Below are 16730 nucleotides of genomic sequence, written 5' to 3'. Positions count from 1 at the left end.
CCGCACGTCGCCGCCGTCCCCGCCGCCGCGGACGCGTCGACCACCTGCAAGCCCCCTGAAGGCCGAACACCGCCCCCGCACGCCGGAAACCCCGGCATAAGGGCGGAAATCGACCACACCTGCTCGGAGATTCCAGCGTGACAGGGGCGCGCCGCCGCTCCCCTGCCCCGCCCGAGCCGTTGAAGAAGGACGTACCCGCCATGGCCGCCACCCCCGAAACGCCCGCAGCCGCCCCCGCAGCCGCCGCGCGCCGCAAGACCGGCCGTCACCGCGGTGAGGGCCAGTGGGCCGTCGGACACCACACGCCCCTCAACGGCAACGAGCAGTTCAAGAAGGACGACGACGGTCTCAACGTGCGGACACGCATTGAGACGATCTACTCCAAGACGGGCTTCGACTCGATCGACCCCAACGACCTGCGCGGCCGTATGCGCTGGTGGGGCCTCTACACCCAGCGCAAGCCCGGGATCGACGGCGGCAAGACCGCGATCCTGGAGCCGGAGGAGCTGGACGACAAGTACTTCATGCTGCGCGTCCGCATCGACGGCGGCCGGCTGACCACCGAGCAGCTCCGCGTCATCGGCGAGATCTCCGAGGAGTTCGCGCGCGGCACCGCCGACCTCACCGACCGCCAGAACGTGCAGTACCACTGGATCCGGATCGAGGACGTCCCGGAGATCTGGCGCCGCCTGGAGGCCGTCGGCCTGTCCACCACCGAGGCCTGCGGTGACACGCCCCGCGTCATCCTCGGCTCACCCGTCGCCGGCATCGCCGAGGACGAGATCATCGACGGCACCCCCGCCATCGAGGAGATCTACCGCCGCATCGTCGGCAACAAGGACTTCTCGAACCTGCCCCGCAAATTCAAGTCCGCGGTCTCCGGCTCGCCGCTGCTCGACGTGGCGCACGAGATCAACGACATCGCCTTCGTGGGCGTCAACCACCCCGAGCACGGCCCCGGCTTCGACGTCTGGGTCGGCGGCGGCCTCTCCACCAACCCCAAGCTGGGCGTGCGCCTGGGCACCTGGGTCTCGCTCGACGAGGTCCCGGACGTCTACGAGGGCGTCATCTCGATCTTCCGCGACTACGGCTACCGGCGCCTGCGCACCCGCGCCCGCCTGAAGTTCCTCGTCGCCGACTGGGGCCCGGCCAAGTTCCGCCAGGTCCTGGAGGACGAGTACCTGAAGCGCAAGCTGACCGACGGCCCCGCGCCCGAGCAGCCCAGCGGCCAGTGGCGCGACCACGTCGGCGTGCACCGGCAGCGGGACGGGAAGTTCTACGTCGGCTTCGCGCCCCGCGTCGGCCGTGTCGACGGCGCCACCCTGACCAAGATCGCGGACATCGCCGAGCAGCACGGCTCCGGGCGCCTGCGCACCACCGCCGAGCAGAAGATGATCGTCCTCGACGTCGAGGCCGACCGGGTCGACTCGGTCGTCGCGGCCCTGGAGGCGCTGGACCTGCGGGTCAAGCCGTCCCCGTTCCGCCGCGGCACGATGGCCTGCACCGGCATCGAGTTCTGCAAGCTGGCCATCGTCGAGACCAAGGGCCGCGGCGCCTCCCTCATCGACGAGCTGGAGCGCCGCCTGCCGGACTTCGCCGAGCCGCTCACCATCAACATCAACGGCTGCCCGAACGCCTGCGCCCGTATCCAGGTGGCGGACATCGGTCTCAAGGGCCAGCTCGTCCTGGACGACGAGGGCAACCAGGTCGAGGGCTACCAGGTCCACCTGGGCGGCGCCCTGGGCCTGGAGGCCGGCTTCGGCCGCAAGGTCCGCGGCCTGAAGGTCACTTCGGCCGGGCTCCCCGACTACGTCGAGCGGGTCGTCACGCGCTTCTCGGAGCAGCGCGAGGAAGGCGAGCGCTTCGCCGCCTGGGTCGGCCGCGCCAAGGACGAGGACCTCTCGTGAGCGAGCGCGCCGCACCGTTCTACTGCCCGTACTGCGGCGACGAGGACCTGTTTCCCCACGAGACGGGCCACGGCGCCTGGGAATGCCGGGCCTGCAACCGGGCCTTCCAGCTGAAGTACCTCGGCCTGCTGTCCCGGGGTGTTCGGTCCAACGCCGTGGGAGGGGACGAGATATGACCACCACTCAAGACGTGAATCTCAGAGAACTGGCCGAGCGGGCGGGCCGCGACCTGGAGGACGCCCCCGCGCTGGACATCCTGCGCTGGGCGGCCGACACCTTCGGGAAGAAGTTCTGCGTCACCTCCTCCATGGAGGACGCGGTCGTCGCCCACCTGGCCTCCCGCGTGGCTCCGGGTGTGGACGTGGTCTTCCTCGACACCGGCTACCACTTCGAGGAGACCATCGGCACCCGCGACGCGGTCGAGGCCGTGATGAACGTCAACGTCATCACCCTCACCCCGCGCCGGACGGTGGCCGAACAGGACGCCGAGTACGGCCCGAAGCTGCACGACCGCGACCCGGACCTGTGCTGCGCGCTGCGCAAGGTCAAGCCGCTCGAAGAGGGCCTGACCGCGTACGACGCGTGGGCGACGGGCCTGCGCCGCGACGAGTCCCCCACCCGGGCGGGCACGCCGGTGGTCGGCTGGGACGAGAAGCGGCGGAAGGTCAAGATCTCGCCGATCGCCCGCTGGACCCAGGACGACGTGGACGCGTACGTCGCCGAGCACGGCGTCCTCACCAACCCGCTGCTGATGGACGGCTACACCTCCGTCGGCTGCGCCCCCTGCACCCGCCGGGTCGCCGAGGGCGAGGACGTACGGGCCGGCCGCTGGGCCGGACGCGGCAAGACCGAGTGCGGACTGCACGGCTGATGACCACCCCCTCACCCCCACAGACCAGGCACACCAAGGAACTTACGGAGAAGCGGATGAGCGTGACCGGCCAGGGAGCCACCGTGTGGCTGACCGGTCTGCCCAGCGCGGGCAAGACCACCATCGCCTACGCGCTGGCGGAGCGGCTGCGCGCCGAGGGCCACCGGGTGGAGGTCCTCGACGGCGACGAGATCCGCGAGTTCCTCTCCGCCGGCCTGGGCTTCAGCCGCGAGGACCGGCACACCAACGTGCAGCGGATCGGCTTCGTCGCCGAACTCCTCGCGAGCCACGGCGTGAAGGCCCTCGTCCCGGTGATCGCCCCCTTCGCCGACAGCCGCGAGGCCGTCGCGAAGCGGCACGCCGCGGCCGGTACCCGCTACCTCGAAGTGCACGTCGCGACCCCGGTCGAGGTCTGCTCCGAGCGCGACGTGAAGGGCCTGTACGCCAAGCAGGCCGCGGGCGAGATCTCCGGTCTGACCGGGGTCGACGACCCGTACGAGGCCCCGCAGGCCCCCGACCTGCGCATCGAGTCGCACACGCAGACCGTGCGGGAGTCGGCCTCCGCCCTGCACGCACTGCTCACCGAGAGGGGTCTGGCATGACCACCGCCGCGCACCTGCACACCGAGTCCGGTTCGGACGCGCCCTACGCGCTGTCGCACCTCGACGCCCTCGAATCCGAGGCGGTGCACATCTTCCGCGAGGTGGCGGGCGAGTTCGAGAAGCCGGTGATCCTCTTCTCCGGCGGCAAGGACTCCATCGTCATGCTGCACCTGGCGCTCAAGGCCTTCGCCCCCGCGCCGGTGCCCTTCTCGCTGCTGCACGTGGACACCGGCCACAACTTCCCCGAGGTGCTGGCCTACCGCGACCGCGCCGTCGAGAAGCACGGCCTGCGCCTGCACGTGGCCTCCGTCCAGGAGTACATCGACGCCGGCAAGCTCCGCGAGCGCCCGGACGGCGTCCGCAACCCGCTGCAGACCGTCCCGCTGACCGAGGCGATCCAGCGGCTGAGGTTCGACGCCGTGTTCGGCGGCGGCCGCCGCGACGAGGAGAAGGCCCGCGCCAAGGAGCGCGTCTTCTCCCTGCGCGACGAGTTCTCCCAGTGGGACCCCCGCCGCCAGCGCCCCGAGCTGTGGCAGCTGTACAACGGCCGCCACGCCCCCGGCGAACACGTCCGCGTCTTCCCGCTCTCCAACTGGACCGAGCTGGACGTGTGGCAGTACATCGCCCGCGAGAACATCGAACTCCCCGAGATCTACTTCGCGCACGAGCGCGACGTCTTCCAGCGCAACGGCATGTGGCTGACCGCCGGCGAGTGGGGCGGCCCCAAGGACACCGAGCCGGTGGAGAGGCGCCTCGTGCGCTACCGCACCGTCGGTGACATGTCCTGCACCGGCGCCGTCGACTCCGACGCCGACTCGCTGGACGCCGTGATCGCCGAGATCGCCGTGTCCCGCCTCACCGAGCGGGGCGCGACCCGCGCCGACGACAAGCTGTCCGAGGCCGCGATGGAAGACCGCAAGCGCGAAGGGTACTTCTAGCCATGACCACCACCACCGAGCAGCTCAGCGCCACCACGCTGCTGCGCTTCGCCACCGCGGGTTCCGTCGACGACGGCAAGTCCACCCTGGTGGGCCGCCTGCTGCACGACTCCAAGTCGGTCCTGGAGGACCAGCTGGAGGCCGTGGAGCGGGTCTCCGCCGACCGCGGGCAGGACGCCCCCGACCTGGCGCTGCTGACCGACGGCCTGCGGGCCGAGCGCGAGCAGGGCATCACCATCGACGTGGCCTACCGCTACTTCGCCACCACCCGGCGCCGGTTCATCCTGGCCGACACCCCCGGTCACGTGCAGTACACCCGGAACATGGTCACCGGTGCCTCCACCGCCGACCTCGCCGTGGTCCTCGTCGACGCCCGCAACGGGGTCATCGAGCAGACCCGCCGGCACGCGGCCGTCGCCGCCCTGCTGCGCGTCCCGCACGTGGTCCTCGCCGTCAACAAGATGGACCTCGTCGACTACCGGGAGCCGGTCTTCGCGAAGATCGCCGAGGAGTTCACCGCCTACGCCTCGGAGCTGGGCGTCCCGGAGATCACCGCGATCCCGATCTCGGCCCTCGCCGGGGACAACGTGGTCGAGCCCTCCGCGAACATGGACTGGTACGGCGGCCCGACGGTGCTGGAGCACCTGGAGACCGTCCCGGTCAGCCACGACCTCACCGCCTGCCCGGCGCGTTTCCCGGTGCAGTACGTGATCCGCCCGCAGACCGCCGAGCACCCCGACTACCGCGGGTACGCGGGCCAGATCGCCTCCGGCGTCCTGCGCGTCGGCGAGGCCGTCACCGTCCTGCCGTCGGGGAGGACCTCGGTGATCGAGGGCATCGACGCGCTCGGCGAGTCCGTGGACATCGCCTGGTCCCCGCAGTCGGTGACCCTGCGGCTGAAGGACGACATCGACATCTCGCGCGGCGACCTGATCGCGCCGGCCGCGAGCGCCCCGGCCACCACGCAGGACGTCGTCGCGACGGTCTGCCACGTGGCCGACCAGCCGCTGGCCGTGGGCGCGCGGGTGCTGCTCAAGCACACGACGCGCACGGTCAAGGCGATCGTCAAGGAGATCCCCTCGCGGCTGACCCTCGACGACCTGTCCCAGCACCCGGCCCCCGGGCAGCTGGTGGCCAACGACATCGGCCGCGTCGTCGTCCGCACCGCCGAGCCGCTCGCGCTCGACGCGTACGCCGACTCGCGCCGCACCGGGTCCTTCCTGCTGATCGACCCGGCCGACGGCACCACCCTCGCGGCGGGCATGGCGGGCGAGTCCTTCGCCTCCAAGGCCGAGACCGTGCGGGCCGACGAGGAAGGGTGGGACTTCTAGGTCATGCGGACCGACATGTACACCACCTTCGCGAAGGAGGGCGGCCGCGTGGGCAGCGGCGCCCTCGGCAGCGGCCAGGGAGGGGTGGCGCGATGTGCGCGATGACGTACGCGCACCGCACGCGCGCCCCCCACGAGCCGTACCCGCCCTTGATCCACCGCCTGAGAACCGCGCCGTAACCGACTGACGGCGCGCCGAGAGGAAGTCCTCCCGTGCCTGCCATCCGTAAGAAGTCCCTGTTCCGCGGCGCCGTCGCCGCCACCGCCCTGCCGCTGCTGATCGGCACGCTCGCCTCCTGCGGCTACGGTTCCCAGGCGGAGAAGACGGAGAACAAGCCCGCCGGCGCGTCCGCCGAGGGCGGCAAGGCGCTCTCCGCGTCCGAGGTCCGGATCGGCTACTTCCCGAACCTGACCCACGCCACCGCCCTGGTCGGCCTCCAGGAAGGCCTGATCGAGAAGGAACTGAACGGCACCAAGATCAAGCCGCAGACCTTCAACGCCGGCCCCTCGGAGATCGAGGCCCTCAACGGCGGCTCCCTCGACATCGGCTTCATCGGCCCCTCGCCGTCCATCAACGGCTACGTCAAGTCCAAGGGCTCCAACCTGCGGATCATCTCCGGCGCGGCCTCCGGCGGCGTCAAGCTGGTTGTGAACCCGGACAAGATCAAGACGCTGGACGACCTCAAGGGCAAGAAGATCGCCACCCCGCAGAAGGGGAACACGCAGGACGTCGCGTTCCTCAACTGGATCTCGGAGAAGGGCTGGACGGTCGACCCCGAGTCCGGCAAGGGCGACGTCTCCGTGGTCCGCACCGACAACAAGGTCACCCCGGACGCCTTCAAGCAGGGCTCCATCGACGGCGCCTGGGTCCCCGAGCCCACCGCCTCCAAGCTCGTCTCCGACGGCGGCTCCGTCCTCCTCGACGAGGGCAGCCTGTGGCCCGAGAACAAGTTCGTGATCACGAACGTCATCGTGTCGCAGAAGTTCCTCAAGGAGCACGCGGACGTCGTCGAGGCCGTGCTGCGCGGCACGGTGAAGACCAACGAGTGGATCCACTCGAACCAGGACAAGGCCAAGGCCTCCGCGAACGCCCGGCTCCTCGCCGACACCGGCAAGGGACTGGACCCCAAGGTCATCGACCCGGCGTGGCCGAGCATCTCGGTCACCGACGACCCGCTGGCCGCGACGCTGAAGACGCAGTCCGAATGGGCGGTCAAGGCCAAGCTCCTGGAGAAGCCCGACCTGGCCGGCATCTACGACCTGACGCTCCTGAACAAGGTCCTCAAGGCCGCCGGCAAGCCCGCCGTCTCCGACGCCGGCCTCGGCGCCAAGTAATCCCGCCCCCTTGATCCACAGAAGCCAGCAACCCCAGGAGGTGACGACCATGGCCACCACACTCGCCAAGGCTGCCGAGGGCTCGGTAGCGGAGCAGACGCACGCCGCCCGTATCGAGCACGTCTCGAAGTCCTTCTCCGGCCCGGCCGGATCGCAGCTCGTCCTGGACGACATCAGCCTCGATGTCGCTCCCGGAGAGTTCGTCACCCTCCTGGGGGCGTCGGGGTGTGGCAAGTCCACCCTGCTCAACCTGGTCGCGGGGCTGGACAAGCCGTCGGCGGGGTCGATCGAGACCCCCGGGGGCCGTCCGGCGCTGATGTTCCAGGAGCACGCGCTGTTCCCCTGGCTGACGGCCGGAAAGAACATCGAACTGGCGCTGCGGCTGCGCGGCGTCGCCAAGGCCGACCGCAAGCCGGAGGCCGAGCGGCTGCTGGAGCTGGTCCGCCTCGGCGGCGCCTACGGCAAGCGGGTCCACGAGCTCTCCGGCGGTATGCGCCAGCGCGTCGCCCTCGCCCGGGCCCTCGCCCAGGACAGCCGTCTGCTGCTGATGGACGAGCCCTTCGCGGCGCTCGACGCCATCACGCGTGACGTCCTGCACGGCGAGCTGACCCGCATCTGGGCCGAGACCGGTCTGTCGGTCCTCTTCGTCACGCACAACGTCCGCGAGGCGGTCCGCCTCGCCCAGCGCGTCGTCCTCCTCTCCTCCCGCCCCGGGCGGGTGGCCAAGGAATGGACCGTGGGCATCCCGCAGCCGCGCCGCATCGAGGACGCGGACGTCGCGGAGCTGTCGCTTGAGATCACTGAACACCTGCGTGGGGAGATCCGCCGCCATGGCCAGCACTGACACCACCCCGAAGGCCACGGCGAAGACCGACGACCTGGCCGGCCTGGAAGCCGGCCTGGACGCCCTCGACGCGGTCCAGACCCACCGCACCCCGGTGCGCGAGGTCCTCACCAAGAAGGTCCTGCCCCCCGTCCTGGCCGTCGGCCTGGTGCTGGTGGTCTGGCAGGTCCTCGTCTCGGCGAAGGTCACCGACGAGACCAAGCTGCCCGCACTGTCCGCCGTCTGGGACAGCCTGACCGACATGTGGCTGAAGGGCACGCTCCTGGAGGTCGTCTGGACCTCGGTCTCCCGGGGCCTGCTCGGCTTCCTTCTGGCCCTGGCCATCGGCACCCCGCTCGGCCTGCTCGTCGCGCGGGTGAAGTTCGTCCGCGCCGCGATCGGCCCGATCCTCCAGGGCCTGCAGTCCCTGCCCTCGGTCGCCTGGGTGCCGCCGGCGGTGCTCTGGTTCGGCCTCAACGACGCCATGATGTACACGGTGATCCTGCTGGGCGCCGTCCCGTCCATCGCCAACGGCCTCGTCTCCGGCATCGACCAGATCCCGCCGCTGTTCCTGCGGGCCGGCCGCACCCTGGGCGCCACCGGCCTGCGCGGCGCCTGGCACGTCGTCCTGCCGGCCGCCCTGCCGGGCTACGTCGCCGGTCTCAAGCAGGGCTGGGCCTTCTCCTGGCGCTCCCTGATGGCCGCCGAGATCATCGCCAGCTCCCCCGACCTGGGCCTGGGCCTGGGCCAGCTCCTGGAGAACGGCCGGAACAACATCGACCTGCCGGGTGTTTTCCTGGCGATCGTCCTGATCCTGGTCGTGGGCATCGCCATCGACCTGCTGATCTTCAGCCCGGTCGAGCGCTGGGTGCTGCGCAGCCGCGGCCTGCTGGTCAAGAACTGAGATCCGGAACCGCCCATGTCCTCCCCCGCCCTCCTGGTCATAGCCCACGGCAGCCGCGATCCGCGGCACGCGGCGACCGTGCACGCCCTCGTCGGGCGGGTCCGGTCGCTGCGGCCGGGGCTGCGGGTGGAGACGGCCTTCCTGGACTTCAACGGCCCGGCCGTCTCCCAGGCCCTGGCCTCCCTGTACCTGTCGGGGGTCCGTGAGGTCGTGGCCCTGCCGCTGCTCCTCACCCGGGCCTTCCACGCCAAGGCCGACATCCCGGCGGTCCTCGCCGAGTCGGCCGTCCGCCTCCCCGACCTGTCGGTGCGGGTGGCGGACGTGCTGGGCCCCCACCCCCTGCTCATCTCCTCGCTGGAGCGACGCCTGGCCGAAGCCGGCGTCGGCCTCACCCCGGCGGAGCGCGCGACGACCGGAGTCGTCCTCGCGTCCGCCGGGTCCTCGGACCCGGAGGCGATCGCGGTGATCGCTGAAATCGCGCGGGAGTGGCGGCTCACCGGTTGGTGTGCCGTGCGGCCCGCGTTCGCCTCCGCCGCCCTTCCCCGCACGGAGGACGCCGTTCGCGCCCTCCGTGCGGAGGGCGTCCACCGCGTCGCGGTGGCCCCGTACGTCATCGCCCCGGGCTTCCTCCCGGACCGCATCACCACGGGCGCCGACGCCGCGGGCGCGGACGCGGTGGCGCAGGTCCTGGGCGCGGCCCCGGAACTGGCCCGCCTCCTGCTCCACCGCTACGACGCGGCGTCCGGCACCCGCGCCTCGCACACCGCCCTGACGGCCTAGACCGGACATTTCCCCACGCGTGAGGGGGGCCACGGCACGAATGCCGTGGCCCCCCTCACGTGTGTGTGGCGTCCCCTAGGAGGCGTCGACCTGCCAGACCAGGCAGTCGGCGACCTTCTGCGGCTCCTTGCCCAGCAGCCCGGTGAGCGTGCCGCGCAGCTCCTTGGCGCGCTGCTCCCGCACCGGCAGGACCAGCACGCCCGCCTTCCAGTACGCCAGGTCCGCACGGGCCTGGTCGCGCATCTGCGGGGTGATCTCGGCCGGGGGCTCGACGGTGCCCCAGCGCACGTCGTTCAGCAGGGTCGAGAGCATCCGCGGCTTGGCGCCGTAGATCCCGACGCGGTCGGGGCCGTCGGGGCCGTTGAAGTAGCCGCCGGCCAGCTTGAAGCCGAAGCCCGTGCTGCTCTGCCAGTGCAGGGCGGCCGCGGAGCCCGGGTCGGGGAGCGGCACCGGGACCAGCGAGCGGCCCTCCTTCACGTAGTCCTTGTAGCGGCCCTCGGTGATGAAGGACGGAACCGGCTCGCGGTCCTTGGTGACCAGCGGGAGCGGGATGATCGGGACCAGCGCGGCCGCGACCGCGAGGTAGCCCACCGCACGGTGGTCGCCCGAGCGGAAGCCGCGTATCCGGTCCAGCGCCAGGGCGAGCAGCATGCCGAAGACGGGGGCGCAGACCATCGCCACCCGGCTCTCGATCACGGACTCGAGCAGCGGGAGGTGGCGCAGCAGGCGCCACGGCGCGGGCACGGTGAGGCCGAACTTGTCGAGCTCCACGCGGGGGCCCAGCGACAGCACGGCGGCGGCCACGGCGGTGAGGCCCAGGGCGCGGACGAGGGGACGGCGCCACATCCACAGGGTGATGCCGATGGCCAGCGCCAGCAGGGGCCAGCCGTAGAAGGCGTTCTGCTCGGTGGTGTTCATCGACAGCTTGGCGGCGGTCTCCGCGTCGCCGAACAGCGAGCGCGCGGGGTACTCGCTGAGGGCGCGCAGCGGGTTGCCGGCGCCGTTGTCGCCGTGCAGCACCGAGTGGTAGCTCTGCGGTCCGAAGAACTGCCAGTACAGGGGGAAGGCGACCAGCGGTATGGAGACGGCCACGCCGATGCCGAGGCCCTTGGCCAGCGGCTTGACGGCGGCGCGCGCGTTGGCCCGGTCGTAGCAGGCGTGGATGAGGGCGAAGATCGCCATGCCCATCGCGGCCAGGAGGAAGGGCTCTTCGCCGAGGAAGATCTGGTAGGCGGTGAACACGCCCAGCAGGACGCCGTCACGGACCACGTTCTTGCCCGCGCACAGGCGCAGGGCCCGGTCGATGATGACCGGGATCATGAAGAGGACGACGAAGTTCGGGTGCGCGTTGGCGTGCGAGATCATCGGCGGCGCGAAGGCCGCCAGCGCGCCGCCGGCGGCGGCCGCCCAGCGGCTGTCCGTCAGACGGCGGTGGATCAGCCAGTACCAGGCCCAGGCCGTCGCGGCGATGCCGAGGGTGAAGACCGTGGCCAGGGCGAAGGTCGGGCCGAACAGCAGGGTGACCGGCGTCATCGGCACCGAGAGCCCGAGCATCACCGTGTTGGCCATCAGGTTCACGCCGTCCGGCATGTTCTGGAGGTCGGTGAACAACGGGTTCCGCAGATGCGCGATGTTGTCGGCGGTGACGCCGAAGAACCACTCCCACTGGTTCTGGTCCTGGAGCGAGTGGGCGAGGATCGCCCCGTCCAGGTCCGTCCAGAGGCCCTTGTAGAGGTAGAGCGACGCCAGCAGGTAGAGCGCGGCGACGGCGATGCCGCCCGCGTTCAGCTTCATCAGCTCGCCGAGGGTGCGCAGGTAGTCCAGCAGCTTCACCTTCGAGCCGTCCTGGTGCGCCCAGCGGACGGGTACCTCGGCGACGGGCCAGCCCTTGCGCCGGTAGTACTGGAGGATCTCCACGTCGATGGCCCAGCCGTCGAGGCGGGCGGCGCCGAACGCGGCCCGGGCCTGGTCGCCGTCGAACAGCTTGAACCCGCACTGCGTGTCGCGGATGCCGCGTACGGCCACCAGCCGGATGACCCGGTTGCCGACCCAGCCGAGGACCTCGCGCAGCACGGACTGCTGGCGTTCGATGGCGGAGTCGCGGTGCGCGCGCGAGCCGATGGCCGCGTCCATGGACGGGTCGTCGGCCAGCGCCTGCTCCAGGCGGGCGAGTTCCTCGATCGGCGTCGCCAGGTCGGCGTCCATGATCAGTACGCGGCGGCCCAGGGAGGCGCGGACGCCGAGGCGCAGGGCGCTGCCCTTGCCCCGGTTCTCCTCCGACTGCACGAGCCGGATGCGGGGCTCGTCCGCCCCGGCCTTGAGCGCTATGGCGGCGGTCCTGTCCGGGGAGCCGTCGTCGACGACGATGATCTCCCAGGCGGCCGGGCCGGCGCCTACGTGCTCGTCGAGGTAGTCGCGGACCAGTTCCAGGGTCGGGGCGAGGCGCTCTTCTTCCCGGTAGGCGGGGATGACCACGGAGAGTCCGACAGACCCAGGTCCCTGGTCGTGGGGTTCGTCCGTGATGGTGGCACCACGGGCCATGCCGTTCTGCACATTCAAGCCGTTCGTCAAGTTGTTCCGCCCATCCGCGAGGCGGCGCCGAGCCGAACGCTCCGCACGCGAAAATCGCCACCGCACGGTGGAACGATGGTGCGTGGCGTTATCGACCGCGTCTGAGCGATCATCTTCAGGCAATTGAGTTCTGTAAGCCTTTACGGTTCCAGAACAATATAGGTCAGGGCGAGCGCCGGGCTATCCCCGCCCTTCGGCTTCGTCGGCCAGTGCCGTGAGGTCGCCGATGGACATGGCTCCCGGGGGCAGGGCTTCACGGGCGAAGATGTTCGCGGCGTGGCGCAGTACGTCGTTCACGGGGGTGGGGACGCCGTGGAGGCGGCCCAGCAGGGTGATCTCGCCGTTGAGGTAGTCGGCTTCCACCGAGCCCGTCGCGCGGGCCAGGCTCTGCCACGAGGAGCCGCCGCGGACGCCGGGGGGCTGGTTGACCTTGCCGTCGCGGGCCGCGGACTGTTCGGCGTCCGAGGCGCGGGCGATGCCGGCCGCGTCGAGGGCGGCCTCGGCCTCGCGGACGGCGCGCAGCAGCAGGGCCGCCTTGGCCGGGTCGGGTTCGGGTCCGGTGGTCGCCTGGATCGCGTTGCCGAGGTTGCCGAGGAGCTTGGCGTACTTCCAGCGCATCACGTCCTCGACGACGGGGGCCTCGAAGCCGGCCGCCTCCAGGTCCGCGGCGATCGCCCGGATCCGCGCGTCGGATCCGCCGGCGGCGCGGCCGAGGTGGAGGATGCCGGTCAGCGGGGCGCAGAGCGCGGTGACCACGCCCGGTTCCAGGAAGGTGGCGGGGAGCCAGAGGCAGACGCCGTAGACGCGCGCGAAGCGGCGCAGGGCCAGGCGCTCGCTCTCCACGCCGTTCTGCGCGCACAGCAGCGGCAGCCGCTGGGCGGCCGTGCCGCCGCCGGCGACCTCGGCGGCGCCCCAGGTGTCGAGGGCGGCGACCGCGTCCTGGGTCTTCACGGTCAGGAGCAGTACGTCGTCGGGGCGCAGGGGGCCGAGCTCGTCCGGTTCCGTGGCCACGGGGAGGCGGTGGACGCGCTCCCCGTCGGCGGTGGTGAGCCGCAGGCCGTCGGCGCGCAGGGCCTCGGCGTGGGCGCCCCGTGCGACGAGGACGGCCTCGCGGCCCGCTTCCGCGAGCCGTCCGCCGATGGTCGCGCCGATCGCCCCGGCCCCGATGATGATGTAGCGCATACCCAGAGCCTGGCACACGGCCCGGCGGGGTTCGCGGTCGGCCCGTGGCGGAGCCGGTCGCGGGTGCTCAGTCCGCCGTGAGTTCGACGAGCTTGGCGACGGTGTTCCAGTTGCGGGTGGTGGCGTCGACGCCCTTGAGGAGGGACGGCTTGTGGAGGGCCGCTCCCAGGTCGGAGCTGCCGAGGCCGCCGGGGGCGTAGAGGTAGAGGACGCGGTCGCCCAGGCGGTACTCCTCGGGGAGGTAGGCGGCGGGGTCGAGGGCGGCGAAGCGTTCGGGGGCGGGCTGCTCCGAGAAGAAGGTGGCGTGCAGCTGACGGCCCTCCAGCTCGGCGGCGGGGAAGGGACAGGCCTCGGCGACGGCGCGCAGGTACGCGCCGTCGACCACGAGGCAGGTGACCGGGAAGCCGAAGCGGGCCTCGATGGCGGCCTCCAGCTCCCGGGCGAGGGCGGCGGGGTCCCGGCTCTCGCTGCTGAAGACGGCGTTCCCGCTCTGGAGGTAGGTGCGCACGTCGCCGTGGCCGAGCCCTTCCAGCAGGGAGCGGAGGTCCGCCATGGGGACCTTCTTCTTCCCGCCGACGTTGATGCCGCGCAGCAGCGCCGCGTACTTCTTCGCCGGTGCCTGTCTCTTCGTCATGCCCGCACCCTAGGCCGTCTCCGGGAGAGCGGCCTCGATGAGGTCGGCGGCCTGCCGGGTGCCGCCCTCGGTGGCCATGCCGGCGCGGATCTCCTCGGCGCGGTCGGCGACCCGCGGGTCGGCGAGCAGTCCGAGGACGGCGGCGCGCAGGGTGGCGGCGTCGGCCTCTTCCATGGGGACGTGCCGGGCCACGCCGAGGGAGGCCAGCATGCCGGCGTTGCCGAACTGGTCGACGGCCTGGGGGACCGCGACCATCGGGGTTGCGGTGGCCAGGCCCTCCTGGCTGCCGCCGGCGCCGGCGTGGGTGATGAAGGCGTCGGCCTGCCGGAGGACGTCCAGCTGGGGGACCCAGCGGTGGACCTCGACGTTGGCGGGGACGGTCCCGAGGTCGGCCTCGTCGGTGAACTTGCCGATCTGGAGGACGACGTGCCAGTCGGGGAGGTCCCCGAAGGCCTCGACGCAGGCGCGGTAGAAGGCGGGCTGGTGGGTGAAGGTGGATCCGAGGGAGACGAGGAGGACCTTCTTGCCCTCGGCGGCCGCGGGCCGCCGCCAGGTGCCCTGGGTGGCACTGCGGTCGCCCTGGCAGGAGCCGACGAAGGTGTGGACGGACCCGTCGACCCGGTCGGCGTGGGGCTGGAGGGCGCGCGGGATCAGGACGATGCTGCGGCGGGGCCGGCCGACGAACCGGTCGGGGTCCTCGTCGATGCCGTTCTCGTCGAGCCAGGCGCGGAAGCGGGCGTAGTAGGCCCGGCCGCGCTCGCTCGCGCGCAGCTCGGCGGTCATGGGGGCGGCGACCTCCTCCTCGTATCCCTCCCAGGCCACCAGGTTCGGGGAGAGGGAGATCGCGGGGACCTCCCAGCGGTGGGCGAGGACGCGGGCCGGGTAGGCGGTGATGTCGTGGAGGACGAGGTCCGGTTCGTCGCCCTCGAAGGCGGCGGCGAGCTGCGGGAGCGCCTGGACGGCGTCTTCGAGGAAGGGCTCGATGTTGTCGATGAGCTCGGTGCCCCAGGCCTCCGGCTCGTCCTCGGTGGGCAGGACGGACTTCCAGATCACCGGGGTGGCGCCGGTCCCGGCGATCTTCTCGGCGAAGGAGGCGGGGATGGCGTAGCTGACGCGGTGGCCCCTGGCGACGAGTTCCCGGATCACTTCGATGCTCGGGTTCACGTGCCCGGGGGCGGCGATGGAGAACATGGCGATGTGTGAGGCCTTGGCTGAGGTCATGTGATCGACATTAACGAGACGAGACGTCTCGTGCAACCTCATTCGACGGCACCGGGGTGCGAGACTGGGCGCGTTCACGATCACCACCAGGACCACCACCACGACCGGCGAAGGACGGGACGAGCGCATGGACGAGGCACGGGCCAGGGACGTACTGACGCGAGCCGGGCTCACCGGACCGGCCGAGCTGCTCTCCTTCGGCGAGAACGCCGTCTTCGCGCTCGGGGACCTCGTCGTCAAGGTCGGCCGGGAGGCCGCGCTGCTGGAGCGGGCCGAACGGGAGCTGGCGGTCGCCGGCTGGCTCGCCGGCGCCGGCATCCCGGCGGTCCGCGCCGCCGAACCCGCGCCCCGGCTGGCGGACGGACACCCCGTGACCCTGTGGCACCGGCTCCCCGGCGCGGTCCGCCCCGCCGGCCCGGAGGACCTCGCGGCGCTCCTGCGGCCGCTGCACGCACTGCCCGCCCCGCCCGTCCCGCTGCCCGCGCGCGACCTCCTCGGCGGCGTCGAGCGCTGGCTGCGGCTGGCCGGGGAGGCCGTCGACCCCGCCGACGCCGCCTACCTGCGGGCCCGCCGCGACGCCTACGCGGGCGAGCTGGCCGCCCTCACCCCACACCTGGCCCCCGGCCCGATCCACGGCGACGCCCTGCCCCGCAACGTCCACGTCGGCCCGGACGGGCCGGTCCTGGTCGACCTGGAGACCGTCTCGGCCGACCTGCGCGAGCACGACCTGGTGGTGATGGCCCTGTCCCGCGACCGGTACGGGCTGCCCGTGGCGGAGTACGAGGCCTTCACCGCCGCCTACGGCTGGGACGTCCGCGACTGGGAGGGCTGCGCCGTGCTGCGCGGCGCCCGCGAGACGGCCAGCTGCGCCTGGGTCGCCCAGCACGCCCCGGCCAACCCGAAGGCCCTCACCGAGTTCCGCCGCCGCGTGGCCTCCCTGCGCGAGGGCGACCCCGAAGTGCTCTGGTACCCGTTCTAGTGGACGTGAAGCTGCACCTCACCGTGCACGAGGCCCGGCGCGGGACGGAGACCTTCCGCGTCGTGCGCCCGGCCCGGCCGCCGGAGCACGCCGCGCTGTTCGACGACGCCTGGTGGCTCAACGCCCACGTCGACCGGGACGCGGCCCTGCTCATCGCGGGACTGTGGACCCTGGCGGCCGGCTCGCCCCGCTCGCTGGTCCACCTGCCCCTGCGCAGCCCCGCCCCGCCCGCGGGCTCCGGCCGGCTGGACCTCGTCCTGCTGCACCACTCCCTGCAACTGGCGCCCTCCCGCTGGAAGGAGGTGCGCGGCAGGCTCTCCCCCGGCCGCCCGCGCACCGTGGAGGTGTCACTCACCGAGCCCGCCGAGGAGGAGTACGCGTCCCCGCACCACGCGGACAACCGGGACCACTTCCACCAGAGCGTCCACGCCGAGACCCTGTTCATGACCGGCAGCGCCACGACCTTCCGGCTCGGCGCCGCGGCCTTCCTCGACGTGGCCCTGAACGGCCCCGCCCACACCGACCCCCACCCGGACCGCGCCTACGGGCACAGCCACTACTGCGCGAGCGTCCGCTGCGACGCCCGGTGGCGCGACATCCACGTCGCATACCGCGAACCCCCCGCACCCGGCGAAGGGCCTCACCGGTGAACC

Annotated in this window: 16 protein-coding genes; 12 read left to right on the top strand and 4 right to left on the bottom strand. The window is 72.1% G+C overall.

Annotated elements, in window-relative coordinates:
- Positions 1-200: 200 nt before the first annotated feature.
- From ABT403_RS10480 to ABT403_RS10435, 10 genes are all read left to right on the top strand, one after another.
- Positions 201-1907 (top strand): nitrite/sulfite reductase, encoded by a 1707-nt coding sequence (locus tag ABT403_RS10480; protein ID WP_344166264.1) that lies wholly within the window; start codon positions 201-203, stop codon positions 1905-1907.
- Complete coding sequence (locus ABT403_RS10475; protein WP_344166263.1) at positions 1904-2083, top strand: hypothetical protein; 180 nt, start codon at positions 1904-1906, stop codon at positions 2081-2083. The genes ABT403_RS10480 and ABT403_RS10475 overlap by 4 nt, the downstream gene beginning before the upstream one ends.
- Positions 2080-2778, top strand: coding sequence for a phosphoadenylyl-sulfate reductase (locus tag ABT403_RS10470; RefSeq protein WP_344166262.1), 699 nt, complete (start codon positions 2080-2082; stop codon positions 2776-2778). The genes ABT403_RS10475 and ABT403_RS10470 overlap by 4 nt, the downstream gene beginning before the upstream one ends.
- A complete protein-coding gene (gene cysC, locus ABT403_RS10465) occupies positions 2778-3380 on the top strand; it encodes an adenylyl-sulfate kinase (RefSeq protein WP_344166261.1) in 603 nt (200 codons plus the stop codon). Before ABT403_RS10470 ends, cysC begins: the two co-directional genes overlap by 1 nt.
- Positions 3377-4318 (top strand): sulfate adenylyltransferase subunit CysD, encoded by a 942-nt coding sequence (gene cysD, locus ABT403_RS10460; protein ID WP_344166260.1) that lies wholly within the window; start codon positions 3377-3379, stop codon positions 4316-4318. Before cysC ends, cysD begins: the two co-directional genes overlap by 4 nt.
- Positions 4319-4320: 2 nt before the next feature.
- Positions 4321-5649, top strand: coding sequence for a sulfate adenylyltransferase subunit 1 (locus ABT403_RS10455; RefSeq protein ID WP_344166259.1), 1329 nt, complete (start codon positions 4321-4323; stop codon positions 5647-5649).
- A 212-nt stretch (positions 5650-5861) separates the two neighbouring features.
- Positions 5862-6983, top strand: a complete 1122-nt coding sequence (locus ABT403_RS10450) for an aliphatic sulfonate ABC transporter substrate-binding protein (RefSeq protein ID WP_344166258.1) — start codon at positions 5862-5864, stop codon at positions 6981-6983.
- A gap of 49 nt (positions 6984-7032) precedes the next feature.
- Entirely contained in the window at positions 7033-7827 is a 795-nt protein-coding gene (locus ABT403_RS10445) for an ABC transporter ATP-binding protein (protein ID WP_344166257.1), read from the top strand.
- Complete coding sequence (locus tag ABT403_RS10440) at positions 7814-8710, top strand: ABC transporter permease (RefSeq protein ID WP_344166256.1); 897 nt, start codon at positions 7814-7816, stop codon at positions 8708-8710. The genes ABT403_RS10445 and ABT403_RS10440 overlap by 14 nt, the downstream gene beginning before the upstream one ends.
- Positions 8711-8725: 15 nt before the next feature.
- Positions 8726-9490 (top strand): sirohydrochlorin chelatase, encoded by a 765-nt coding sequence (locus ABT403_RS10435; RefSeq protein WP_344166255.1) that lies wholly within the window; start codon positions 8726-8728, stop codon positions 9488-9490.
- A gap of 75 nt (positions 9491-9565) precedes the next feature.
- On the opposite strand, the gene ABT403_RS10430 is transcribed toward ABT403_RS10435, so the two are convergent.
- The 4 genes from ABT403_RS10430 to mgt all read right to left on the bottom strand — a co-directional run bounded on the left by ABT403_RS10430 (position 9566) and on the right by mgt (position 15140).
- Positions 9566-12031 (bottom strand): dolichyl-phosphate beta-glucosyltransferase, encoded by a 2466-nt coding sequence (locus tag ABT403_RS10430; protein WP_344166749.1) that lies wholly within the window; start codon positions 12029-12031, stop codon positions 9566-9568.
- 210 nt (positions 12032-12241) lie between these two features.
- The gene (locus tag ABT403_RS10425) at positions 12242-13243 is read right to left on the bottom strand and encodes a ketopantoate reductase family protein (protein ID WP_344166254.1); all 1002 of its coding nucleotides are present in this window, start codon (positions 13241-13243) and stop codon (positions 12242-12244) included.
- Positions 13244-13310: 67 nt separating this feature from the next.
- Complete coding sequence (locus ABT403_RS10420; protein ID WP_344166253.1) at positions 13311-13877, bottom strand: DUF1697 domain-containing protein; 567 nt, start codon at positions 13875-13877, stop codon at positions 13311-13313.
- A 9-nt stretch (positions 13878-13886) separates the two neighbouring features.
- On the bottom strand, positions 13887-15140 hold the full coding sequence (gene mgt, locus ABT403_RS10415) for a macrolide-inactivating glycosyltransferase (protein WP_344166252.1): 1254 nt from the start codon (positions 15138-15140) through the stop codon (positions 13887-13889).
- An 85-nt stretch (positions 15141-15225) separates the two neighbouring features.
- Between mgt and ABT403_RS10410 the strand changes: the two genes are divergently transcribed.
- Together ABT403_RS10410 and ABT403_RS10405 are read left to right on the top strand one after the other, a co-directional pair.
- Complete coding sequence (locus ABT403_RS10410; protein ID WP_344166251.1) at positions 15226-16077, top strand: phosphotransferase enzyme family protein; 852 nt, start codon at positions 15226-15228, stop codon at positions 16075-16077.
- 5 nt (positions 16078-16082) lie between these two features.
- Entirely contained in the window at positions 16083-16727 is a 645-nt protein-coding gene (locus ABT403_RS10405; RefSeq protein ID WP_344166250.1) for a hypothetical protein, read from the top strand.
- The last annotated feature ends 3 nt before the right edge of the window (positions 16728-16730 follow it).

The sequence above is a fragment of the Streptomyces sp. NPDC000075 genome (genome assembly GCF_040301925.1).
Lineage (GTDB): Bacteria > Actinomycetota > Actinomycetes > Streptomycetales > Streptomycetaceae > Streptomyces > Streptomyces polychromogenes.
Note: the sequence above shows the minus strand (reverse complement) of the source record. Positions and strands in the feature narration are given on the sequence as shown.

Bases quoted from the DNA above. Each gene is read 5' to 3' on its own strand.
- ABT403_RS10470 (WP_344166262.1), top strand. From the start codon at position 2,080: ATGACCACCACTCAAGACGTGAATCTCAGAGAACTGGCCGAGCGGGCG.
- ABT403_RS10420 (WP_344166253.1), bottom strand. From the start codon at position 13,877: ATGACGAAGAGACAGGCACCGGCGAAGAAGTACGCGGCGCTGCTGCGC.
- ABT403_RS10435 (WP_344166255.1), top strand. From the start codon at position 8,726: ATGTCCTCCCCCGCCCTCCTGGTCATAGCCCACGGCAGCCGCGATCCG.
- ABT403_RS10430 (WP_344166749.1), bottom strand. From the start codon at position 12,031: ATGGCCCGTGGTGCCACCATCACGGACGAACCCCACGACCAGGGACCT.
- ABT403_RS10455 (WP_344166259.1), top strand. From the start codon at position 4,321: ATGACCACCACCACCGAGCAGCTCAGCGCCACCACGCTGCTGCGCTTC.
- cysC (WP_344166261.1), top strand. From the start codon at position 2,778: ATGACCACCCCCTCACCCCCACAGACCAGGCACACCAAGGAACTTACG.
- ABT403_RS10445 (WP_344166257.1), top strand. From the start codon at position 7,033: ATGGCCACCACACTCGCCAAGGCTGCCGAGGGCTCGGTAGCGGAGCAG.
- ABT403_RS10425 (WP_344166254.1), bottom strand. From the start codon at position 13,243: ATGCGCTACATCATCATCGGGGCCGGGGCGATCGGCGCGACCATCGGC.
- ABT403_RS10410 (WP_344166251.1), top strand. From the start codon at position 15,226: ATGGACGAGGCACGGGCCAGGGACGTACTGACGCGAGCCGGGCTCACC.
- cysD (WP_344166260.1), top strand. From the start codon at position 3,377: ATGACCACCGCCGCGCACCTGCACACCGAGTCCGGTTCGGACGCGCCC.
- mgt (WP_344166252.1), bottom strand. From the start codon at position 15,140: ATGAGGTTGCACGAGACGTCTCGTCTCGTTAATGTCGATCACATGACC.
- ABT403_RS10480 (WP_344166264.1), top strand. From the start codon at position 201: ATGGCCGCCACCCCCGAAACGCCCGCAGCCGCCCCCGCAGCCGCCGCG.
- ABT403_RS10440 (WP_344166256.1), top strand. From the start codon at position 7,814: ATGGCCAGCACTGACACCACCCCGAAGGCCACGGCGAAGACCGACGAC.